The sequence below is a fragment of the Pseudomonas sp. Z18(2022) genome (genome assembly GCF_036346535.1).
Classification (GTDB): Bacteria; Pseudomonadota; Gammaproteobacteria; order Pseudomonadales; family Pseudomonadaceae; genus Aquipseudomonas; species Aquipseudomonas yamanorum_A.
Window position 1 is genome coordinate 916,388 of record NZ_JAOTOA010000001.1, and the last position, 21,389, is coordinate 937,776.

Annotated in this window: 17 protein-coding genes; 9 read left to right on the plus strand and 8 right to left on the minus strand. The window is 60.7% G+C overall.

The window, feature by feature from the left end; all coding sequences use genetic code 11:
- Positions 1–25: 25 nt before the first annotated feature.
- The 8 genes from V3W39_RS04200 (at position 26) to cobA (ending at position 12,193) form a co-directional block, all read left to right on the plus strand.
- Positions 26–1,225, plus strand: a complete 1,200-nt coding sequence (locus V3W39_RS04200) for a CmpA/NrtA family ABC transporter substrate-binding protein (RefSeq protein ID WP_177113375.1) — start codon at positions 26–28, stop codon at positions 1,223–1,225.
- 12 nt (positions 1,226–1,237) lie between these two features.
- Positions 1,238–1,813: an ANTAR domain-containing response regulator gene (locus V3W39_RS04205; RefSeq protein ID WP_177045799.1), complete on the plus strand. Its 576-nt coding sequence runs from the start codon at positions 1,238–1,240 to the stop codon at positions 1,811–1,813.
- Between the two features lie 1,037 nt (positions 1,814–2,850).
- A complete protein-coding gene (locus V3W39_RS04210) occupies positions 2,851–4,062 on the plus strand; it encodes a nitrate/nitrite transporter (protein ID WP_010176415.1) in 1,212 nt (403 codons plus the stop codon).
- Positions 4,062–5,732 carry a bifunctional protein-serine/threonine kinase/phosphatase gene (locus V3W39_RS04215; protein WP_330212239.1) on the plus strand — a complete coding sequence of 557 codons (1,671 nt, stop codon included), beginning with the start codon at positions 4,062–4,064 and terminating at the stop codon, positions 5,730–5,732. Before V3W39_RS04210 ends, V3W39_RS04215 begins: the two co-directional genes overlap by 1 nt.
- 232 nt (positions 5,733–5,964) lie before the next feature.
- Entirely contained in the window at positions 5,965–8,418 is a 2,454-nt protein-coding gene (gene nirB, locus V3W39_RS04220; protein ID WP_177077491.1) for a nitrite reductase large subunit NirB, read from the plus strand.
- Complete coding sequence (nirD, locus tag V3W39_RS04225; protein ID WP_088424575.1) at positions 8,415–8,732, plus strand: nitrite reductase small subunit NirD; 318 nt, start codon at positions 8,415–8,417, stop codon at positions 8,730–8,732. The genes nirB and nirD overlap by 4 nt, the downstream gene beginning before the upstream one ends.
- The gene (locus tag V3W39_RS04230; protein ID WP_330212240.1) at positions 8,732–11,440 is read left to right on the plus strand and encodes a nitrate reductase; all 2,709 of its coding nucleotides are present in this window, start codon (positions 8,732–8,734) and stop codon (positions 11,438–11,440) included. Before nirD ends, V3W39_RS04230 begins: the two co-directional genes overlap by 1 nt.
- Positions 11,441–11,449: 9 nt before the next feature.
- Positions 11,450–12,193, plus strand: a complete 744-nt coding sequence (gene cobA, locus V3W39_RS04235) for a uroporphyrinogen-III C-methyltransferase (protein WP_330212241.1) — start codon at positions 11,450–11,452, stop codon at positions 12,191–12,193.
- Positions 12,194–12,253: 60 nt separating this feature from the next.
- Here the strand turns inward: cobA and V3W39_RS04240 are convergent, their stop codons facing one another.
- The 8 genes from V3W39_RS04240 to ppsA form a co-directional block, all read right to left on the minus strand.
- The gene (locus V3W39_RS04240; protein ID WP_010176421.1) at positions 12,254–13,237 is read right to left on the minus strand and encodes an OmpA family protein; all 984 of its coding nucleotides are present in this window, start codon (positions 13,235–13,237) and stop codon (positions 12,254–12,256) included.
- A 107-nt stretch (positions 13,238–13,344) separates the two neighbouring features.
- Entirely contained in the window at positions 13,345–13,935 is a 591-nt protein-coding gene (gene sigX, locus V3W39_RS04245) for an RNA polymerase sigma factor SigX (protein WP_003215014.1), read from the minus strand.
- 87 nt (positions 13,936–14,022) lie between these two features.
- Positions 14,023–14,847, minus strand: coding sequence for a mechanosensitive ion channel family protein (locus tag V3W39_RS04250; RefSeq protein WP_008432650.1), 825 nt, complete (start codon positions 14,845–14,847; stop codon positions 14,023–14,025).
- Between the two features lie 2 nt (positions 14,848–14,849).
- Positions 14,850–15,095, minus strand: a complete 246-nt coding sequence (locus V3W39_RS04255) for a hypothetical protein (protein WP_003215011.1) — start codon at positions 15,093–15,095, stop codon at positions 14,850–14,852.
- A gap of 85 nt (positions 15,096–15,180) precedes the next feature.
- Positions 15,181–16,176 carry a zinc transporter ZntB gene (locus V3W39_RS04260; protein WP_177044739.1) on the minus strand — a complete coding sequence of 332 codons (996 nt, stop codon included), beginning with the start codon at positions 16,174–16,176 and terminating at the stop codon, positions 15,181–15,183.
- A gap of 25 nt (positions 16,177–16,201) precedes the next feature.
- Entirely contained in the window at positions 16,202–16,693 is a 492-nt protein-coding gene (rraA, locus tag V3W39_RS04265) for a ribonuclease E activity regulator RraA (RefSeq protein ID WP_003215007.1), read from the minus strand.
- Between the two features lie 222 nt (positions 16,694–16,915).
- Positions 16,916–17,905 carry an alpha/beta fold hydrolase gene (locus V3W39_RS04270; protein ID WP_330212242.1) on the minus strand — a complete coding sequence of 330 codons (990 nt, stop codon included), beginning with the start codon at positions 17,903–17,905 and terminating at the stop codon, positions 16,916–16,918.
- A 107-nt stretch (positions 17,906–18,012) separates the two neighbouring features.
- Positions 18,013–20,388, minus strand: a complete 2,376-nt coding sequence (gene ppsA, locus V3W39_RS04275) for a phosphoenolpyruvate synthase (RefSeq protein ID WP_177044743.1) — start codon at positions 20,386–20,388, stop codon at positions 18,013–18,015.
- A gap of 178 nt (positions 20,389–20,566) precedes the next feature.
- Here ppsA and ppsR point away from each other — a divergent pair, with 178 nt between their 5' ends.
- The gene (gene ppsR, locus V3W39_RS04280) at positions 20,567–21,385 is read left to right on the plus strand and encodes a posphoenolpyruvate synthetase regulatory kinase/phosphorylase PpsR (protein ID WP_010176424.1); all 819 of its coding nucleotides are present in this window, start codon (positions 20,567–20,569) and stop codon (positions 21,383–21,385) included.
- The last annotated feature ends 4 nt before the right edge of the window (positions 21,386–21,389 follow it).

Here is a 21,389-nt window from a genome sequence, read left to right on the forward strand (position 1 = left end):
GTTTTTTTATGAAAGGTACGTGTAGATGAATGATCCCCTGGCTTGGGTCAACGGCAGTGATGCCCCGGAAAAGAGCAGCCTCAACCTGGGGTTCATGGCCCTGAGCGATTGCGCCTCGGTGGTGGTCGCCGCCACCCAGGGTTTCGCCCAACCCTATGGCCTGAAACTGAACCTCAAGCGCCAGTCGTCATGGGCCAGCCTGCGGGACAACCTGGTCAGCGGCGAACTGGACGCGGCCCACAGTCTGTACGGCCTGATCTACGCCGTGCACCTGGGCATCGGCGGCGTGGCGCCCACCGACATGGCAGTGCTGATGGGCCTGAACCAGAACGGCCAGAGCATCAACCTGTCCCGCGGCCTGCAACAGCTGGGAGTGACCAGTCCTGAGGCGCTGGACCGCCACGTGCACCAAAGCCGAACAAAACTCACCTTCGCCCAGACCTTTCCCACAGGCACCCACGCCATGTGGTTGTATTACTGGCTGGCCAGCCAGGGCATCCATCCGTTACAGGATGTGGACAGTGTGGTGGTGCCGCCGCCGCAAATGGTGGCGCACCTGCAAGCCGGGCGCATCGACGGGTTTTGTGTGGGCGAGCCGTGGTGCGCCAGTGCAGTGAAGCAGAACCAGGGCTTCACCCTGGCCACCACCCAGGCGCTCTGGCCCGACCATCCGGAAAAAGTCCTCGGCTGCACCCAGGCGTTTGTCGAGCAGTATCCCAACACTGCCCGGGTGCTGGTGATGGCGATCCTGCAGGCCAGCCGGTTTATCGAAGAGAGCACGGAAAACCGTCGCTCCACCGCGCAATTGCTGAGCGCCCCGCAGTACCTCGACGCACCGCTCGATTGCATCGAACCGCGCTTGCTGGGCAGCTATGACGACGGCCTCGGCAACCACTGGCAGGATCCCCACGCACTGCGTTTTTATGGGGATGGCGAGGTGAACCTGCCGTACCTGTCGGATGGCATGTGGTTCATGACCCAATTCCGTCGCTGGGGCCTGCTGCGCGAAGATCCGGACTACCTCGGTATCGCCCGGCGTGTGCAGCAACTGGACATCTATCGGCAGGCGGCCAGTGCGGTGGGTGTGCCGGCCGGTGGCGAGGCCATGCGCAGCAGCCAACTGATCGACGGCAAGGTCTGGGACGGTTCCGACCCGGCCGGGTATGCCCGCAGCTTTCGCCTGCACGCCATGGCAGATGTTGCCAGCCGCCAAGCCTTGCGCTGACAGGAGGACCTTATGTTGCGAATCCTGTTGATCAATGACACACCGCGCAAGGTTGGGCGGCTCAAGGCTGCGCTGACCGAGGCCGGGTTTGAAGTGATTGATGAGTCGGGGCTGACGATCGACTTGCCCGCGCGGGTTGAGGCGGTGCGCCCGGATGTGATCTTGATCGATACCGAGTCGCCGGGACGCGATGTGATGGAGCAGGTGGTGTTGGTGAGTCGCGACCAGCCGCGGCCGATTGTGATGTTTACCGATGAGCATGATCCGGGGGTGATGCGGCAGGCGATCAAGTCTGGGGTGAGTGCCTACATCGTCGAGGGGATTCAGGCGCAGCGGTTGCAGCCGATCCTGGATGTGGCGATGGCGCGGTTTGAGAGTGACCAGGCGATGCGCGCGCAGTTGCAGGCTCGGGATCAGCAGTTGGCGGAGCGTAAGCGGATCGAAACGGCCAAGGGGCTTTTGATGAAAATGAAGGGGTGTAATGAGGAAGAGGCCTACACGCTGATGCGGCGGCAGGCGATGAGTCGGCAGCAGAAGCTGATTCAGGTGGCGGAGCAGATTATTGCGATGAGTGAGTTGTTGGGGTGAGGGGTGTATATCCGTTATTTAGGTAACGGCCACTATTGGTTCCGCTCTTACAGCGGCTCACTTTTGAACAGCGCAAAAGTAAGCAAAACGCTCTTGCCCCACCACTCGGCACCTCGCTAATGCTCGGTGTGCCCGAACGCAGGCATTACTCCGCGGGCCGCCGCGACGGGGCGTCCCTGCCCCGTCGCGGCTAAACCGGCGTCCTGCCGGTTTACCCGCTCCGTACTACCTGCGTTCGGCCAGCGTGGTTTAACGGGGCGCCTAAGATCAAAATCAAGATCAAAAGCCAGAGCACAGCGGCCTACAGGCCGGCTTGAGTGTGGTGAAGCAAAAGCCAAATCAAAATCTAAAGCGAGCACGGTCCACTGTAGGAGCTGGCTTGCCTGCGATGGCATCACCTCGGTGTATCTGAAAGACCGAGTCGCCTGCATCGCAGGCAAGCCAGCTCCTACAGAAAAGCAAAGCCACCCCGTAGCAGCTGTCGAGCGCCAGCGAGGCTGCGTGCTTTTGATGTTGATCTGCTTTTGATCTTGATCTGCGGGCCCCGTCAACCAAGATGGCCGCAAGTAGGCACGGTGGAGCGGGTAAATCGCCAGGGATGCCGATTTAGCCGCGCCGGGCCATGGATGGCCCGGCGCGGCGGCCCGCGGAACCGGGCCTTCGTTCCGGCATGCCGAGCCTAGGCGAGGCACCGAGTGGTGGGGCAAAGACCTTTTGGTTACTTTTGGCTGGGCCGGCATTCCGGGCGTTTGCCAAAAGTGACCCGCTGTAAGAGCGGAACCATAGGCGGCCGTTACCGCAGCAACGGATATGTACACAACCCAACCCCTGTTGGCCCACCTCTTGCTAAAGAATCCCCACAGGTAGCCAACGGCGGTTGCCCCATCCACGACAAAGACGTCGCACATCCGGTTTGCCCTGGCAAACCCGGTGGCGGCGTTTTTTCGTTTTGGCCCCATAGCCCGGGGCCGATGGGGCGGCAACAGCCGCTCCATCACCAGGCCTTCTCATAAGACCCCTTACCGCTGAGGTGCGTGATGAAATCAAGCTTCTGGAAATCCGGTCACACCCCGACCCTGTTCGCCGCGTTCCTGTATTTCGACCTGAGTTTCATGGTCTGGTACCTGCTGGGCCCCCTGGCCGTGCAAATCGCCGCCGACCTGCACCTCACCACCCAACAACGCGGCCTGGTGGTAGCCACCCCGATCCTGGCCGGCGCCGTGCTGCGCTTCCTGATGGGCATGCTCGCCGACAAACTCTCCCCCAAGACCGCCGGCCTGATTGGCCAGGTGATTGTCATCTGCGCCCTCTTCGGCGCCTGGAAACTCGGAATCCACAGCTACGAACAAGCCCTGCTGCTGGGCATGTTCCTCGGCATGGCCGGCGCCTCGTTCGCTGTCGCCTTGCCCCTGGCATCCCAGTGGTACCCCGCCGAACACCAGGGCAAGGCCATGGGCATCGCCGGTGCCGGCAACTCCGGGACGGTGTTTGCAGCCCTGCTGGCACCGGTACTCGCCGCCGCGTTCGGCTGGAGCAATGTGTTCGGCTTTGCGCTGATCCCGCTGGTGCTGACCCTGATCGTCTTCGCCTGGCTCGCCCGCAATGCCCCGCAACGGCCCAAGGCCAAATCCATGGCCGACTATTTCAAAGCCCTGGGTGACCGCGACAGCTGGTGGTTCATGTTCTTCTACAGCGTGACCTTCGGCGGCTTTATCGGCCTGGCCAGCGCCCTGCCCGGCTATTTCAACGACCAGTACGGCCTGAGCCCGGTCACCGCCGGCTACTACACCGCCGCCTGCGTGTTTGGTGGCAGCCTGATGCGGCCGTTGGGTGGCGCCCTGGCCGACCGTTTTGGCGGGATCCGCACCCTGCTCGGCATGTACGGCGTGGCCGCGATCTGCATCGCGGCGGTGGGGTTCAACCTGCCAAGTTCCTACGCAGCACTGGCGCTTTTCGTGTGCACCATGCTCGGTTTGGGTGCGGGTAACGGTGCAGTCTTCCAATTGGTGCCCCAGCGCTTTCATCGGGAGATCGGTGTAATGACCGGCCTGATCGGCATGGCCGGCGGCATCGGCGGTTTCGCCCTCGCGGCGGGCATGGGCGCGATCAAGCAAAGCACCGGCAGCTATCAGTTGGCATTGTGGTTGTTCGCCAGCCTGGGCGTGCTGGCCTGGTTCGGCCTGTACGGCGTCAAGCGTCGCTGGAGAACCACTTGGGGCTCAGCGGCAGTGACGGCTGCACGGGTCTGATGAGTCTGCAACTGAGCTTCGCCCAAGCCAGTGCCACCGGCCCACGGCAGGAAAACCAGGACGCCTTGCGCCTGGTCACACCCGCCCCGGAGCTGGCCGCCAGCAAGGGCTACCTGTGCGCCATCGCCGACGGCGTCAGCCAGTGCGCAGATGGCGGACTGGCCGCCCGCTCGACCTTGCAGGCCCTGGCCCTGGACTACTACGCCACGCCGCAAACCTGGGGCGTGGCCCAGGCGCTGGAGCGTTTGCTGGTGGCACAGAATCGCTGGCTGCAAGCCAACGGTGGCGGCCTGCCGCTACTGACCACCCTCAGTGCCCTGGTGTTTCGCGGGCGGCGCTTCACCCTGGCCCATGTGGGTGATTGCCGGGTGTACCGCTGGCTCGACGGCGAGTTGCAACGCCTCAGCGAAGAGCACGTCTGGGTGCAACCGGGCATGCAACATGTGCTCAAGCGCGCCATGGGCCTGGACCAACACCTGGTGCTGGATTTCCTCGACGGTGAGTTGCGGGCGGGGGAATGTTTCCTGCTGCTCAGCGACGGCGTTTGGGCAACCCTGGGGGATCACGCCATTGGCGCGATCCTGCGGGAACAGTCAAACCTGGACCTCGCCGTGAACACCTTGGTCAGTGCCGCGCACCTGGCGGGCAGCCAGGACAATGCCAGCGCCCTGCTGGTGCGCGTTGACCAACTCGGCGCCGCCACCCTGGGCGATGCATTGGTGCAGTTGCAGCAATGGCCACTGCCGCCGCCCCTCAAAATCGGGCAACACTTCGAAGGCTGGCAGGTGGAAGCGCTGCTGGGGCAAAGTCGTCAGTCCCTGCTCTATCGGGTACGCGACGCCCAGCAACAGGCCTGGTTGCTGAAAACCTTGCCGATCAGCCATGACGACGATGTGTTCGCCGCCCAGGCACTGCTGTCGGAGGAATGGTTCCTGCGCCGGGTCGCTGGCCGGGCGTTTCCTGAAGTCCATCCCGCCAGCGGCCGTCAGCATTTGTACTACGTGATGCGTGAATACGCCGGGCAAACCCTCGCCGAGCTGTTCAAGCACCAGGGCCCGCTCCCCCTGGCACAATGGCAATCCCTGGCCGAGCGCCTGTTGCGTGCGGTCGGGCTGCTGCACCGCCGGCAGATCCTGCACCGCGACATCAAGCCGGAAAACCTGCTGCTGGGCGAAGATGGCGAATTGCGCGTGCTGGACTTCGGCCTGGCCTACTGCCCAGGGCTCTCGGAGGACCGCGCGCACCTGCTGCCAGGCACGCCGAGCTTTATCGCCCCGGAAGCCTTCAATGGCGAACGCCCTACCCCGCAGCAGGATCTGTATAGCGTCGGCGTGACCTTGTATTACCTGCTGACAGGGCATTATCCCTACGGCGAAATCGAAGCTTTCCAACGCCCCAGGTTCACCACGCCGGTCAGCGCCAGCCGTTACCGCCCCGACCTGCCCGACTGGCTGCAACAAAGCCTGGAACGCGCAGTCGCCGCGCAACCGGAGCAACGGTATGAAACCGCCGAAGAATGGTTGCTGGTGCTGGAACAGGCAGACCGCCGGGAGTTGAGCATGCGGCCAAAACCGCTGCTGGAGCGCGAACCGCTGAAGGTCTGGCAAACGTTGGCCGCGCTGTCGTTGCTGATCAATCTGGTGCTGTTGTACTGGCTGTTGCACCACTAAGAGGCGAAATTTCTCGATACCTTGGCGCCAGGCTGAACAAATCCGGCCAAACCGCTACTTGGCACAACCACTGCATTAGCTTTCCCATCAACACACATATAGCCGCACCTTCAACGTCGAAGGTCGAGCTTCCCGAGAGAACGGGACCAGGACAAAGGCGTCCTCGCTACTTGCGTAGCGGGGACGCCTTTTTTTGTTGCGCACGATTTGTCGAGCCACTGCGGAGAACGACATGAAGAAACTCAAACTGGTGATGATCGGCAACGGCATGGCCGGGGTTCGCACCCTTGAAGAATTGCTCAAGCTGAGCAGCGACCTGTACGACATCACCGTCTTCGGCGCCGAGCCCCACACCAACTACAACCGCATCCTGCTGTCGCCGGTGCTGGCCGGTGAGCAGACCTTCGAAGAGATCGTGCTCAATGACCTGAGCTGGTACCTCGACAACAACATCAAACTGTTGCTCAACCGCAAAGTGGTGCAGATCGACCGGGTCAAACGCAAAGTCATCGCCGAAGACGGCAGCGAGGCCGAATACGATCGCCTGCTGATCGCCACCGGCTCCACGCCGTTTATCCTGCCGATCCCCGGCAATACGTTGCAAGGTGTGATCGGCTACCGCGACATCGCCGACACCCAGGCCATGATCGACACCGCCAAGACCCACAGGCACGCGGTGGTCATCGGCGGCGGCCTGCTGGGCCTGGAGGCCGCCAACGGCCTGATGCTGCGTGGCATGCACGTGACCGTGGTGCATATCGGCGAGTGGCTGCTGGAGCGGCAACTGGACAAGACCAGCGGCCAGTTGCTGCAAACCGAACTGGAAAGCCGCGGCCTGGTTTTTCGCTTGCAAGAGCAAACCCAGGCCCTGCATGACGCCGGCAACGGTCGGGTGGGTTCGGTGCAATTCAAGAATGGCGACGTGATCCCGGCGGACCTGGTGGTGATGGCGGCCGGCATCCGCCCCAACACTGAACTGGCGGAAAAGTCCGGCATCCCGTGCAACCGTGGGATTCTGGTCAACGACACCCTGCAAACCTACGACCCGCGCATCTATGCCATCGGCGAATGCGCCAGCCACCGCGGGATCGCCTACGGCCTGGTGGCACCGCTGTTCGAGCAGGCCAAGGTCTGCGCCAATCACCTCGCCCAGCTGGGTTTCGCACGCTATCAGGGCTCGGTGACCTCGACCAAACTGAAAGTCACCGGCATCGACCTGTTCTCCGCCGGGGATTTCATGGGCGGCGAAGGCACCGAGACCATCACCCTTTCCGACCCGATTGGCGGCGTCTACAAGAAGCTGGTGATCAAGGACGACATCCTCGTCGGCGCGTGCCTGTACGGCGACACCGCTGACGGCGGTTGGTATTTCCGGCAGATCCGTGAGAACCACGCCATCGGCGAGATCCGCGATCACCTGATGTTCGGCGAAAACGCCATCGGCGATGTAGGCCATCAAGGCCAGGACAAAGCCATGAGCATGGCCGACACCGCTGAAGTCTGCGGCTGCAACGGCGTGTGCAAGGGCACCATCGTCAAGGCAATTCAGGAACACGGGCTGTTCAGCGTCGACGATGTGAAAAAGCATACCAAGGCCGCCAGTTCCTGCGGGTCCTGCGCAGGCTTGGTGGAACAGATCCTGATCAACACCGTAGGCGGCGCGGCGGACGTCAAACCGAAAAGCGAAAAAGCCATCTGCGGCTGCAGCGACCTCAACCACGGGCAGATCCGCCAGGCCATCCGCGACCAGCATTTGCTGACCATCGCCGGCACCATGAGCTACCTGAACTGGCGCACCCCGAACGGCTGCGCCACTTGCCGCCCGGCACTCAACTATTACCTGATTTCCACCTGGCCCGGCGAAGCGAAAGACGACCCGCAATCGCGCTTGATCAACGAGCGGGCCCACGCCAACATTCAGAAAGACGGCACCTACTCGGTAGTCCCAAGGATGTGGGGCGGCGTGACCAATCCGTCGGAGCTGCGGCGCATCGCCGATGTGGCCGACAAGTACAACGTGCCGATGGTCAAGGTCACCGGCGGGCAGCGCATCGACTTGCTGGGCATCAAGAAGCAGGACTTGCCCGGTGTGTGGAAAGACCTCGACATGCCGTCCGGGCATGCCTACGGCAAATCCATCCGCACCGTGAAGACCTGCGTCGGCAGTGAGTTCTGCCGCTTTGGTACGCAGAATTCCACGCAACTGGGGATCGAGTTGGAGCATGACCTGTTCAACATGTGGTCGCCTCACAAGGTCAAGCTGGCGGTGTCCGGTTGCCCGCGCAACTGCTCGGAAGCGGGGATCAAGGACGTGGGAATTATCGGCGTCGATTCCGGTTGGGAGATGTATATCGGCGGTAACGGCGGGATCAAGACCGAGGTCGCGGAGTTCTTCGTCAAGCTGAAAACCGCCGAAGAAGTACGCGAATACAACGGCGCTTTCCTACAGCTCTATCGGGAAGAAGCCTTCTACCTGGAGCGCACCGTGCACTACCTGCAACGGGTGGGCATGGAGCACATCAAGAAGGCCGTGCTGGAAGACCCGGCACGGCGCCAGGCGCTCAATGAACGCCTGCAATTCTCCCTGTCGTTCGAACAGGACCCGTGGAAAGAACGCCTGGAACAGCCGCTGCTGAAAAAGGAATTCGACACCATCCCCGTCAAACTGCTGGAGGTGCCGGCATGAACTGGCTGGATATCTGCGCCCTCGAAGAAATCAACGCCCTGGGCTCGCGCATCATCACCGGGCCAAAAGGCGACATCGCGATTTTTCGTACCAGTGACGACGAAGTGTTCGCCCTCGACGACCGCTGTCCGCACAAGGGCGGGCCACTGTCACAAGGGCTGATCTACGGCAAACGCGTGGCCTGCCCGCTGCATAACTGGCAGATCGACCTGGAGTCCGGTGAGGCCCAGGCACCGGACATCGGCTGCGCCCATCACCACCCGGCCCGTGTGGAAAACGGCCGGGTGATGCTGGCACTGCGGGACGCCGGTTGATGAACCGCCAGACCACCGCGTCCACCTGCTGCTACTGCGGGGTCGGTTGCGGCGTGCTGATCGAGCATGATGGCTCGCAGATCCTCGGCGTCAGCGGCGATCCAAGCCACCCGGCCAACTTCGGCAAACTGTGCAGCAAGGGTTCGAGCCTGCACCTGACCGGCGACCTGGCGGCACGTGCGCTGTACCCGGAACTGCGGCTGGGCAAGGGCCTGGCCCGCAGCCGCACCGATTGGGACACCGCCCTGGAACACGCGGCGAATGTGTTCGCCGAGACCATCGCCGAACACGGGCCCGACAGCGTCGCGTTCTACATCTCCGGGCAGTTGCTGACCGAGGACTACTACAGCTTCAACAAACTGGCGCGGGCGCTGGTGGGCACCAACAACATCGATAGCAACTCGCGGCTGTGCATGTCGTCGGCAGTGGTCGGCTACAAGCGCAGCCTGGGGGCCGATGCGCCGCCGTGCAGCTACGAGGACCTGGAGTCGAGCGACTGCGTGATGATCGTCGGCAGCAACATGGCCTACGCGCATCCGGTTTTGTTCCGACGCCTGGAGGAGGCCAAAGCCCGGCGGCCACAGATGAAGGTGGTGGTGATCGATCCCCGGCGTACCGACACCTGCGACCTGGCAGACCTGCATCTGGCGATTTTGCCGGGCACGGATGTCGCGTTGTTCCATGGGATCTTGCATTTGTTGCTGTGGGAAGACTGGATCGACCGCGACTTTATCCAGGCCCATACCGACGGCCTGGTGGAACTCAAACGCCTGGTTCACGACTACACGCCGCAAATGGTTACGCAACTGTGCGGGATCAGTGTCGAGCAACTGCGCCTGTGCGCGGAATGGGTCGGCACCTCGGCGAGTTTTCTGTCGCTGTGGTGCATGGGACTTAACCAATCCACCGCGGGCAGCGCGAAGAACAGCGCCTTGATCAACCTGCACCTGGCCACCGGCACCATTGGCCGCACCGGCTGCGGACCGTTCTCCCTGACCGGTCAGCCGAATGCCATGGGTGGGCGGGAAACCGGCAGTTTGTCGAATCTGCTGCCAGGTCATCGCGAAGCGGCCAACCCTGAACACCGGGCAGAGGTAGCCGCGTATTGGGGGGTTGAACAACTGCCAGCCAACATCGGGCTGACCGCTATCGAACTGTTTGAACAGGTCCAGGCCGGCAAGATCAAGGCCCTGTGGATCGCCTGCACCAACCCCGCCCAATCCCTGCCCGACCAGAACACCGTGCGCCAGGCTTTGGAAGCATGTCCGTTCGTGGTGCTACAGGAAGCTTTTCGTACAACCGAGACGGCGCGTTTCGCCGACCTGTTGTTGCCGGCGGCGAGTTGGGGCGAGAAAGAAGGCACAGTTACCAACTCTGAACGGCGCATTTCCCATGTCCGCCAAGCCATCGTCCCACCTGGCGAAGCCCGGCCGGACTGGGCAATCACCGTGGATTTTGCCCAGCGCCTGGAGCAGCGTCTTTGTCCCGGAAAACCGGGGCTTTTTGCCTTTGAGCAACCCGCGCAGATCTTTGATGAATACAAACTGCTGACCCGCGGGCGCGACCTCGACCTTTCGGGCATCAGTCACGCCCTGCTGGACCGGATCGGCCCGCAACAATGGCCATTCCCGACCAGCGCGGTGAGCGGCACCACACGCTTGTATACAGATGGGATTTTTCCTACCGAGACGGGCCGCGCGCACTTTGTGGCCGACCCTTATCGCGCCGCCAAGGAGCAACGTGACGCGCGTTTCCCGCTCACCCTGATCACCGGGCGCCTGCGGGACCAATGGCACGGCATGAGCCGCACCGGCACCGCAGCGCAGTTGTTCGGCCATGTCAGCGAGGCCTTGCTCAGCCTGCACCCGGATGAGCTGCGTCGACATCGCTTGAAGGAAGGCGACCTGGTCAGCCTGAAAAGCCGGCGCGGCAGCGTGATTGTGGCCGTCGGCAGTGATGACAGTGTGCGTCCCGGCCAGGCGTTTCTGCCAATGCACTGGGGCGACCGGTTTCTCAAAGGCGGTGTCAATGCGCTCACCCAGCCGGCGTTCGACCCGCTATCCAAACAGCCGGAACTCAAACACAGCGGCGTGCGCCTGGAGGCGGTGCAACTGCCCTGGCATTTATTTGCACTGATTGAAGGCGATGTGCAGCAACACTTTGAAGCCTTGAGACCGCTGTGTGAGGGTTTTGCCTACGTCAGCCTGAGCCTGACCGGGCGTGAGCGGCCCGCCCTGCTGATTCGCGCCGCGCATCACGAGGCGCCGGCGCTTGAGCTTCTGAAGCAGATTGACCAGTTGCTGGGCCTCCATGACGGCCCAGTCATGGCCTACGACGACCCGCGGCGCTCGATTGGCAAGCGAGTAAAAATCGAAAAAGGTCGCATCACTGCGATCCGCCTGGCCGGCGAAACCCTGGCTCGCCATTGGTTGCAAAGCCTGTGGCTGGAAGGTCGTACCGATGACCAGTTACGACGCTGGCTGCTGGCGCCATTGAGTGCGCCACCGGGGGGCGGTTCGACCAGCAACAAGACGCTATGCAATTGCAAGAACGTCAGCGAAAGCGCGGTGTGCGCCGGCATTGCCCGGGGCCTGGACCTGAATGGGCTGAAGCAGGAACTGGGTTGCGGCACGCAATGCGGCTCCTGTGTACCGGAAATCAAACGACTATTGGCGAGCGGCACACAGCCAATCGCGATCACGGTGTGAGGGATGCATATGAGCGCAAAAGTCTGGCTGGTGGGTGCAGGCCCCGGTGATCGGGAGCTGCTGACACTCAAGGCAGTGAGAGCCCTGCGGGAAGCCGACGTGGTGCTGATCGATGATCTGGTCAACCCGGCGCTGCTGGAGCATTGCCCCGCTGCCCGGCTGATCACCGTGGGTAAACGCGGCGGCTGTCGGTCCACGCCCCAGGCCTTTATCCACCGCCTGATGTTGCGTTATGCCCGGCAAGGCAAATGCGTGGTGCGGCTCAAGGGTGGCGATCCGTGCATTTTTGGTCGCGGCGGCGAAGAGGCGGCCTGGCTCAGGCAGCATGGGGTGGAAGTGGAGTTGGTCAATGGCATTACGGCGGGGCTGGCCGGGGCAACGAACTGTGATATTCCGCTCACCTTGCGCGGTGTCAGCCGTGGCGTCACGTTGGTTACGGCCCACACCCAGGACGACAGCAGTCTCAATTGGCGGGCACTGGCCGAGGGCGGCACGACGTTGGTGATCTATATGGGAGTGGCGAAGCTGGGGGAGATTCGGCAGCAGTTGCTGGAAGGCGGCATGAGCGATGACATGCCGGTGGCGATGATTGAAAACGCCTCGTTGCCCCAGCAACGCGAGTGTCGCAGCAGCCTTTCGCGGATGCAGGAGGATGCTCAGGACTTCGCCCTGAAGAGCCCGGCGATTCTGGTGATTGGCCAGGTTATCCAGGCGACGCAAGCGGTTGAAGCCTTGGCCAGCGTTAGCGCCTGAGACAAATGACAGGCGAAAAAAAGCCCGGCCTAAGCCGGGCTTTTTTCTACAACTCAGTAATTACTGAGCTGCTTGTGCTTCTACCGAGGCTTCTACGCGACGGTTGATAGCACGGCCAGCTTCAGTTGCGTTGTCAGCAACTGGGCGGGATTTGCCATAACCAACCGAGCTTACGCGGTTAGGAGCAATACCGTCTTTGACCAGGACTTGCTTAACAGCGTCAGCACGACGCTGGGACAGCTTCTGGTTGTAAGCGTCAGGACCGACGGAGTCAGTGTGACCTTCAACAACGGTGGTGGTTTGTGGGTACTGTTTCATGAAGTCAGCGAGGTTTTTCACGTCGCCGTAGCTGTTAGGCTTAACAACCGACTTGTCGAAGTCGAACTTCACGTCCAGCTCAACACGAACAACCTGAGCAACCGGAGCTTCTGGCTCTGGAACTGGCTCTGGAGCTGGTGCCGGGGTAGGAGCTGGAGCAGTTTTACCAGCGTTGCCGCCGAAGTTTACGCCCAGACCAACCAGTGCGGAGTAGTCCCACTTGCCGTTGTCCAGTGCGTAGTCAGCTTCAACACCAGCACGTGCGAACAGGTTGTCGGTGAAGTAGTACTTCACACCAGCGCCAGCGATAGCCAGGGTCGATTGATCGCGACCTTTGTGACCATCAGCTTCTACGTTGGTACGGCTCTGGTGGCCGAAACCGCCCTCTACGTATGGACGCAGGGAGTCGACACCAGCTTGACCGAAGTGGTACTGGGCAGTAACGCTGCCGGTATCACCCTTGATCTTCTGGCTACCGGTACCGTCGTTCGAACGGGTGTGGTTGGTGGTGTCGTAGTTCAGGTTGATCGACACGTCGTCGGTCAGGAAGTAACCGATGCTTGCGCCAGGATTGTAGCCGTCTTCGATATGCTTGACGCTATCGTTGAACTGCTTTTTGTAGAACAGCTGGCCTTCAACTGCGCCTTGACCTTGTGCCAGAGCGCCGAAGGAAGTAGCAGCAATAAGAGTACCAATGGCCAAGCCCAAGGTGTTTTTCAGTTTCATCCGTTAAATCCCCATCTGGTGATTGTAAAGCAGTCCCACATACCGGGGGACAACTCGGCGACAAGTCTAACAGAACTTGCCTACACGTAAGAGATATTTGCCACGCACTAAGTTTCAGTACTGCCCGCAAATTTCTCACGTAATTTATCAAGAGCGCGTTTGTAACGCATTTTTGTAGCACTCAAACCCATATGCATGATGTCAGCAATTTCCTGAAATTCCAGCTCTGCGACAAATCGTAGCACCAGAATTTCCCGGTCAATCGGATTCACATGCACCAGCCAGCGATCGAGTCCGCCCTTTTCTTCCGGGGTTGGCGCCTTCTCTTCAGACGCTTCCTCAAGGGGGTCCAGACTCAAAGCATCCATCAAGCGACGCTTTCGCCGTTCCTTCCGATACTGCGTGATGCACTCGTTGTACGTGATGCTATAGAGCCATGTCTTGAACTTCGATTTGCCCTCAAAGTTCTTCAGGCCGTAGAGCACCTTGAGCATCACTTCCTGACAGACATCATCCGCATCTCTATCGTTCCCTAAATACCTTGAACAAACGTTGAACAGAGTGCGTTGATACCTGCGCATCAATTCTTCATACGCGCGTGTTACGTGAAACAGCTCCGTGTGCGAGCGCGCGACCAACTCCTCATCAGAGAGCTCACGGGGGTCATAGCGCGTGGACAGCGTTTGGGCTTTATTCAAAACAAGTCGTGCCGACAGTCAGGTCAATGTCCGCCTCAGCCTGGATACCCAGGATTGCGGCGGCGTACATTAGCAGGGTTTGCCGGGTTAGCGGCTAGTCACATGCTGTTCCAGCAGGATCCGATTCGAAAGCGACACCAGCTCGCCATCATCCGTCAGCACTGTTGTCTTGACCGTGCCGATCTCTTCGATCTGCCCTTCGACCTCGCCCACACGCACTTGTTGCCCAACCTGATATAGCTCACGCACATAGATTCCCGCAAGAATCTGCCCGGCAATTTCCCGGCTTCCCAGACCCATGGCCAGCGCAACGGCCAGACCAACGGTAATCAAAACAATCACAATCACATGGTTCAGCAGGTCAGTCTTGACCTCCAACTGGCTGATCGCGACCGAAATACTGATGATAATCACCAGGCCCTGAGCGATTCGCCCCAGGCCGCTGGCGTAATCCAGCCCTACCCCTTCAGCCGCGCCGCGCACCAGGCCATTGGCCAGTTGCGCCAGCAAAACCCCTACGAGCAGCACCAGCGCGCCACCGAATACCTTCGGCAAATACAGCGCCAGCATGTCGAGCGTAGCTGAAACTCGCTCAAGTCCAAGGGATTCAGCCGCAGAAACCAGAAAAATCAGCAAAACAAACCAATAAACGATCTTGCCGATCAATGTCGAGATCGGCACTTGCAGCCCGGCACGTCCCAGAATCTTGGTCAGGCCGGTACCGCCCATCAGTCGATCGAGACCCAGTTTAGCCAGCAATTTGGAGAGCAGGGTGTCGAGCAGCTTGGCCACGACAAAACCCAGCAGTACCACCACCAGGGCACCAAACAGGTTGGGAATGAAATTCGCCACCTTGGTCCACAGCGCAGTCATTGCAGTTACCAGACTCTGGGTCCAGAGATCGAGTTCCATATTCATTCAGCCTTATCAGCAGTGCGAGCAAGAGGTTTACGACGGGAAACCGGTGAAACATGGGCCGAACCGTTGTTCAGGGCCATCATCAATGCCGGCAACCAGCGGCCGAGCAGACCGAACAGGTCCCCCGCCCCGACCTGGCGGTTGGCGGTTTTCAAAACGCGACCCAGGCAAGCATCGTCGTCCCGGTTGGACGGCGAAGCGTTAAGCATGTCACGCAAAGACTGTTCGAACGGATCGTGCATAAAGACCTCTCGCAAGTGATTTAAAAGACGAGGGTAAAATTCTTCGGGTCACATGACCTCTTTCCACGTTCAGGTCACATTCAGGTCAGACCCAGCGTAAACGTCGAAACAACCACCATTGCCCGACCGCCACCGAGACCATCATCAGGCATGCAATCAGGAACCCGTAAGGGCTGGAAGAGAACGGAATCCCCCCCACGTTGATCCCCAGCAAACCGGTCAGAAAACTCATCGGCAGGAAGATCCCGGTGATGATCCCGAAGCGGTACATGGTGCGGTTCATGCGCAGGCTCAAACGCCGGTCTTCGGTCTCAAGCACAAGCCCCACGCGCTCCCGGGCCAATTCCAGCTCTTCCAGGTAACGGGTCAGGCTGTTGTTCAATTCGTTCCAGTAGTCAGCATCGTCATCGCAGAACCAGGGCAACTTGATCCGGGTCAACTGCGCGAAAATATCCCGTTGTGGCGACAGGAAACGTTTCAGCCCGGCGGCGCGCCGACGGATCTGCAAAACGCTGCCATGCTCCGGGGTATACCGTTCGTCGGCATCCAGTTTTTCTTCTTCGATATCGACGATTTCGGACAGATCGCTGACCAGATCCTGGACCTTGTTGGTCAGGTACTGCGCCATATAAAGGACCAGTTCCGAGGCAGTCTTGGGCCCCTTGCCATCCGCCAACTGCACCAGCAACTCATCGGTGGCGCGTAACGGGCGCAAGCGCAGGGAGATCACCCGTGCCGCCGAGGCAAAGATGCGCACCGAGACCATGTCTTCCGGTTCGGCGCCTGGGTTCAGGTTGACCCCGCGTAAAAACAGCAGCAGTTCGGCGTCCGGCAACGGCAACAGGCGTGGGCGGGTGTTTTCCTCCAGCAGCAGGTCACACGCGAACTCGCTCAAGCCGCTGGATTTGCGCAACCAGGTCTGGGTCTGGGGATGGCTACGGTCCCAATGCAGCCAAAGGCTTTCCTGAGGCTGCAGTTGCAGCTCATCAAGCTCTGTCCGGGCAATCGAACGCGCGCCACCTTTACCGTCCAGCACCAGGGCATGCACCAGCCCCCACTGCGCGTTTTCTTCCTCGAACATCCTCACCCCTGTCGGCTACTGCTGTTTATTCAGGCATTTTCAGCGGGCTGGGAGAGACGATCACACCGTTATTGTCGGCGTACACGTACTCACCCGGGCGGAAGGTCACGCCAGCGAAGGTCACCGCCACGTTCAAATCGCCAATGCCGCGTTTGTCAGTCTTCATCGGGTGGCTGGCCAGGGCCTGTACACCCAAATCGGTCTGGGCAATCACGTCGACATCGCGGATGCAGCCGTAGATCACCAGCCCTTCCCAGCCGTTTTTCGCGGCTTTCTCGGCAATCATGTCGCCCAGCAATGCGCGGCGCAGGGAACCACCACCGTCGACCACCAGCACCTTGCCGGCGCCATTGAGTTCGGCTTGTTCCTTGACCAGGGAATTGTCTTCAAAGCACTTGATGGTGACGATCTCGCCACCAAAGGAGTCTCGGCCGCCGAAATTGCTGAACATCGGCTCAACCACCTGCACCAGCTCCGGGTAGGCGTCACACAGGTCGGGGGTAAGGTAATGGTTCATCGAGAAACTCCTGTAGGTGAAAGAAGGTGTCAAACATCCCACTGTTTACTTACATCTGGAAACGCTTTGCCATGAAGGTTCTTTAATCCGGGCCGAATAGTCGGGCCCATAGGACAGCGACGCAAGACCCACTACGCGACTGAATATGACCAGAACCATCCGATGCGTCATATCTTAGCCGCTACGAGAAGCAAGCGAAACGCCCCTGATAGAGCCTCCCGCTCAAACCTGTGCCAGTTCCTGCGTCTGCGCGCCCGCCAAAGGTGTGAGCGGATCTTTCAACCAACGCTTCACCAACGGCCACACTTCAGCCTGGGCGGCCTTGCTGACGAGCATTTCGACGTGCCCGAAATCCCCGCTGAACCCTTGCTGGCGCCCCAGGCACACGTACTGGCGATGCTCGGAGCCGACTTGCTCGAAGAGCTTGCGACAGGCCCAGTCCGGGTCCTGGTGATCGCCGGCAGCGCTCACCGCCAGCAGCGGAACGTCGACCTCCGCCAGGCCCTTCCACCAATCCTGCTTGCCCTCGCCAAAGCGGCCGAACAGGCCATTCCAGCGCATCGCTTCAATCAGCACGCCTGCCGGCTCGTCCTCCGGGCCGCGTTTCAATCGCGAGCCAGACAATTGGCCAAAGCGCTTCAGGAGCAGGCGACCGGTCCATTCCACTGGCGGCAGTTTCAACGGCCAATGGGTGCGACTGACCTGGCAGCCAAACAGCGCCACCGAGGCTACCGCCGGCGCGCCAAGGTGCTGCCCGCCCAGGGCCGCGGCCAGGGTCGTGCCACCCAGGGAATGTCCGAGCCAGTGGGGGATCTGCCCACTTTGCTCACGCACAAAGGCGGCAATGGCCGGCAAGTCGTAGCGAGCATAGTCGGCAACGCGGTTTTTGGCGTAGTCGTGGTTACGTCGGGACAGCCCGTGGCCGCGCATTTCCGGGATCCACACGTCGAACCCCTCGCGGGCCAGGTAAGCGCCCAGGCCGATGCCCTTGGGCGAATACCAGAAGCGTCGGTTGGAGAAACTGCCATGCACCAAAACCACCGGCACGCCCCGGTTTTCCGGGACATCAGCCAGGCCAAGGCGGGTCACGGCCAGCTCGACGGTGCCGTCAGGGCTGTTGGCGGGCTTGAGGCGATACACATCTTCACTCAGGTCGCCACGACGCTCAGCGCTGATCAAGGCGACGGGAAACAGGTTGCTGCTGCTTTGCATAATGCTCTTGCACAAAAAAGGGCGGCGTCCGGATGGAGTTCCGCCCTGTACAGAATGAGAAATGCCGGCCAACCGCAAGGTTGACCGGCACTTGGGGGTGTTACGTATTACGCCTGGGCTTGGCCTTCAGCCAGGAAGAACCAGGTTTCCAGTACGGAATCGGGGTTCAGCGAAACGCTTTCGATGCCCTGTTCCATCAGCCATTTGGCCAGGTCCGGGTGATCGGAAGGGCCTTGGCCGCAGATCCCGATGTACTTGCCAGCCTTGTTGCACGCCTGGATGGCGTTGGCCAGCAGCTTCTTGACCGCAGGGTTACGCTCGTCGAACAGGTGGGCGATGATCCCCGAGTCACGGTCCAGGCCCAGGGTCAGTTGGGTCAGGTCGTTGGAGCCGATGGAGAAGCCGTCGAAAAATTCCAGGAACTCTTCGGCCAGGATGGCGTTGGACGGCAGCTCGCACATCATGATGACGCGCAGGCCGTTCTCGCCACGGGACAGGCCGTTTTCAGCCAGCAGGTCCACCACCTGGCTCGCCTCGCCCAGGGTGCGCACGAACGGCACCATGATTTCGACGTTGGTCAGGCCCATTTCGTTGCGCACGCGCTTGAGGGCACGGCATTCCAGCTCGAAGCAATCGCGGAAGGCTTCGCTGATGTAACGCGAGGCACCACGGAAACCCAGCATCGGGTTTTCTTCTTCCGGCTCGTAGAGCTTGCCGCCGATCAGGTTGGCGTATTCGTTGGACTTGAAGTCCGACAGGCGCACGATGACCTTTTTCGGGTAGAACGCCGCCGCCAGGGTGCTGATGCCTTCCACCAGTTTCTCGACGTAGAAGCCCACCGGGTCGCTGTAGCCGGCGATGCGCTTGTCGACGCTTTCCTTGATGTCCGGCGGCAGGCCGTCGTAGTTCAGCAGGGCCTTGGGGTGCACGCCGATCATGCGGTTGATGATGAACTCCAGGCGGGCCAGGCCCACACCGGCGTTCGGCAACTGCGCGAAGTCGAAGGCGCGGTCCGGGTTGCCGACGTTCATCATGATCTTGAACGGCAGGTCCGGCATGGCGTCGATGGAGTTTTGCTTGATGTCGAAGCCCAGCTCGCCTTCGAAGATGAAGCCGGTGTCGCCTTCGGCGCAGGACACGGTCACGCCCTGGCCGTCTTTCAACAGTTGGGTGGCGTTGCCGCAACCCACAACCGCCGGGATCCCCAGCTCGCGGGCGATGATCGCTGCGTGGCAGGTACGCCCGCCACGGTTGGTGACGATGGCGCTGGCGCGTTTCATCACCGGTTCCCAGTCCGGGTCGGTCATGTCGGAGACCAGCACGTCGCCTGGCTGGACCTTGTCCATCTCGGACACGTCCTTGATGATCCGCACCTTGCCGGCGCCGATGCGCTGGCCGATGGCACGGCCTTCCACCAGCACGGTGCCGGTTTCTTTCAACAGGTAGCGTTCCATGACGTTGGCCGAGGTGCGGCTCTTCACGGTCTCAGGGCGGGCCTGAACGATGTACAGCTTGCCGTCGTCACCGTCCTTGGCCCATTCGATGTCCATCGGGCACTTGTAGTGCTTCTCGATGATCATCGCCTGCTTGGCCAGCTCGCTGACTTCGGCGTCGGTCAGGCAGAAACGCGCGCGTTCGGCCTTGTCGACATCAACGGTTTTTACCGAGCGACCGGCCTTGGCCTCGTCGCCGTAGATCATCTTGATCGCCTTGCTGCCCAGGTTGCGGCGCAGGATGGCCGGACGGCCGGCTTCAAGGGTGTGTTTGTGGACGTAGAATTCGTCCGGGTTCACCGCGCCTTGTACGACGGTTTCGCCGAGGCCGTAGGCGCCGGTGATGAAGACTACGTCGCGAAAGCCCGATTCGGTGTCCAGGGTGAACATCACGCCGGCCGTGCCGGTTTCCGAACGCACCATGCGCTGCACACCGGCAGACAGGGCCACCAGCTTGTGGTCGAAACCCTGGTGTACACGGTAGGAAATGGCGCGGTCGTTGAACAGCGAGGCAAACACTTCCTTGGCCGCGCGGATCACGTTTTCCACGCCGCGGATGTTCAGGAAGGTTTCTTGCTGACCGGCAAAGGAGGCGTCCGGCAGGTCTTCGGCGGTGGCCGAGGAGCGCACGGCGACGGCCATGTCAGGGTTACCGGCCGACAGCGTGGCAAACGCGGTGCGGATCTCGGCGTTGAGCTTCTCGGGGAACTCGGCTTCCATGATCCATTGACGGATCTGGGCACCGGTCTTGGCCAGGGCGTTGACGTCATCGACGTCCAGCGCATCGAGCGCGGCATGGATCTGATCGTTGAGGCCGCTCAACTCGAGGAAATCACGGTAAGCCTGGGCGGTGGTGGCAAAACCACCTGGCACCGATACACCGGCGCCCGCAAGATTACTGATCATCTCGCCCAGGGATGCGTTCTTGCCCCCTACGTGCTCTACATCATGGACGCCGAGCTTATCGAGGGAAACTACGTACTCTACCAAGGTGATCTCTCCACTTTCTGTGTTGGAAAAGCTCAGGACGCCGGCGGCTCAGTAGGAGCGGTTACCGGCGTTTGTGGCCTGGACCTGGAAAATAAGTGAGAATGCGGCCCACTGCGGGACGGCAAAATCGCGCCTATCATATCCAAGATTCGTCATCAGCTTAAGGCCCAAGGCTCAAATGAAACGATCTGCTTTCTTTATCTCCGACGGCACCGGCATCACAGCCGAAACCCTGGGTCAAAGCCTGTTGGCGCAGTTCGAAAACATTACCTTCAGCAAATTCACGCGACCGTATATAGACAGCGTGGATAAAGCGCGAGCCATGGTACAACAAATCAATCTGGCGGCCGAAAAAGACGGATTTCGTCCGATCATTTTCGACACCATCGTCAATCAGGACATTCGTGAGATCCTCGCGACCTCCAATGGTTTCATGATCGACATCTTCTCTACCTTCCTGGCGCCGCTGGAACAAGAGTTAAGTGAACATTCGTCATACTCCGTCGGAAAATCTCACTCCATTGGCCACAACTCCAACTATATGGAGCGGATCGAGGCGGTGAACTTCGCCCTCGACAACGACGACGGCGCCCGCACCCACTATTACGACAAGGCTGATTTGATCCTGGTGGGCGTGTCCCGCTGCGGCAAGACGCCGACCTGCCTCTATATGGCCATGCAATTCGGGATTCGCGCGGCCAACTACCCTCTGACCGAAGACGACATGGAACACTTGACGCTGCCTGCCGCCCTGCGCGCGCACCAGCACAAGCTGTTCGGGCTGACCATTGACCCGGACCGGCTGACGGCGATTCGCAATGAACGCAAGCCCAATAGCCGATACTCCAGCTATGCGCAGTGCGAATTTGAAGTGCGGGAAGTAGAAAATCTGTTCCGCCGGGAGAATATTGCGCACATCAATTCCACGCATTTTTCGGTGGAAGAGATTTCCGCGAAGATTCTGGTGGAGAAAGGGGTGGAGCGGCGGTTCAAGTAATCTT

Coding starts and splice junctions, on each gene's coding strand:
- V3W39_RS04260 (WP_177044739.1), bottom strand. CDS start 16,176: ATGTTCGAGGAAGAAAACGCGCAGTGGGGGCTGGTGCATGCCCTGGTG.
- V3W39_RS04205 (WP_177045799.1), top strand. CDS start 1,238: ATGTTGCGAATCCTGTTGATCAATGACACACCGCGCAAGGTTGGGCGG.
- cobA (WP_330212241.1), top strand. CDS start 11,450: ATGAGCGCAAAAGTCTGGCTGGTGGGTGCAGGCCCCGGTGATCGGGAG.
- nirB (WP_177077491.1), top strand. CDS start 5,965: ATGAAGAAACTCAAACTGGTGATGATCGGCAACGGCATGGCCGGGGTT.
- nirD (WP_088424575.1), top strand. CDS start 8,415: ATGAACTGGCTGGATATCTGCGCCCTCGAAGAAATCAACGCCCTGGGC.
- V3W39_RS04230 (WP_330212240.1), top strand. CDS start 8,732: ATGAACCGCCAGACCACCGCGTCCACCTGCTGCTACTGCGGGGTCGGT.
- rraA (WP_003215007.1), bottom strand. CDS start 16,693: ATGAACCATTACCTTACCCCCGACCTGTGTGACGCCTACCCGGAGCTG.
- V3W39_RS04250 (WP_008432650.1), bottom strand. CDS start 14,847: ATGGAACTCGATCTCTGGACCCAGAGTCTGGTAACTGCAATGACTGCG.
- V3W39_RS04210 (WP_010176415.1), top strand. CDS start 2,851: ATGAAATCAAGCTTCTGGAAATCCGGTCACACCCCGACCCTGTTCGCC.
- V3W39_RS04270 (WP_330212242.1), bottom strand. CDS start 17,905: ATGCAAAGCAGCAGCAACCTGTTTCCCGTCGCCTTGATCAGCGCTGAG.
- V3W39_RS04200 (WP_177113375.1), top strand. CDS start 26: ATGAATGATCCCCTGGCTTGGGTCAACGGCAGTGATGCCCCGGAAAAG.
- V3W39_RS04240 (WP_010176421.1), bottom strand. CDS start 13,237: ATGAAACTGAAAAACACCTTGGGCTTGGCCATTGGTACTCTTATTGCT.
- V3W39_RS04255 (WP_003215011.1), bottom strand. CDS start 15,095: ATGCACGATCCGTTCGAACAGTCTTTGCGTGACATGCTTAACGCTTCG.
- ppsR (WP_010176424.1), top strand. CDS start 20,567: ATGAAACGATCTGCTTTCTTTATCTCCGACGGCACCGGCATCACAGCC.
- V3W39_RS04215 (WP_330212239.1), top strand. CDS start 4,062: ATGAGTCTGCAACTGAGCTTCGCCCAAGCCAGTGCCACCGGCCCACGG.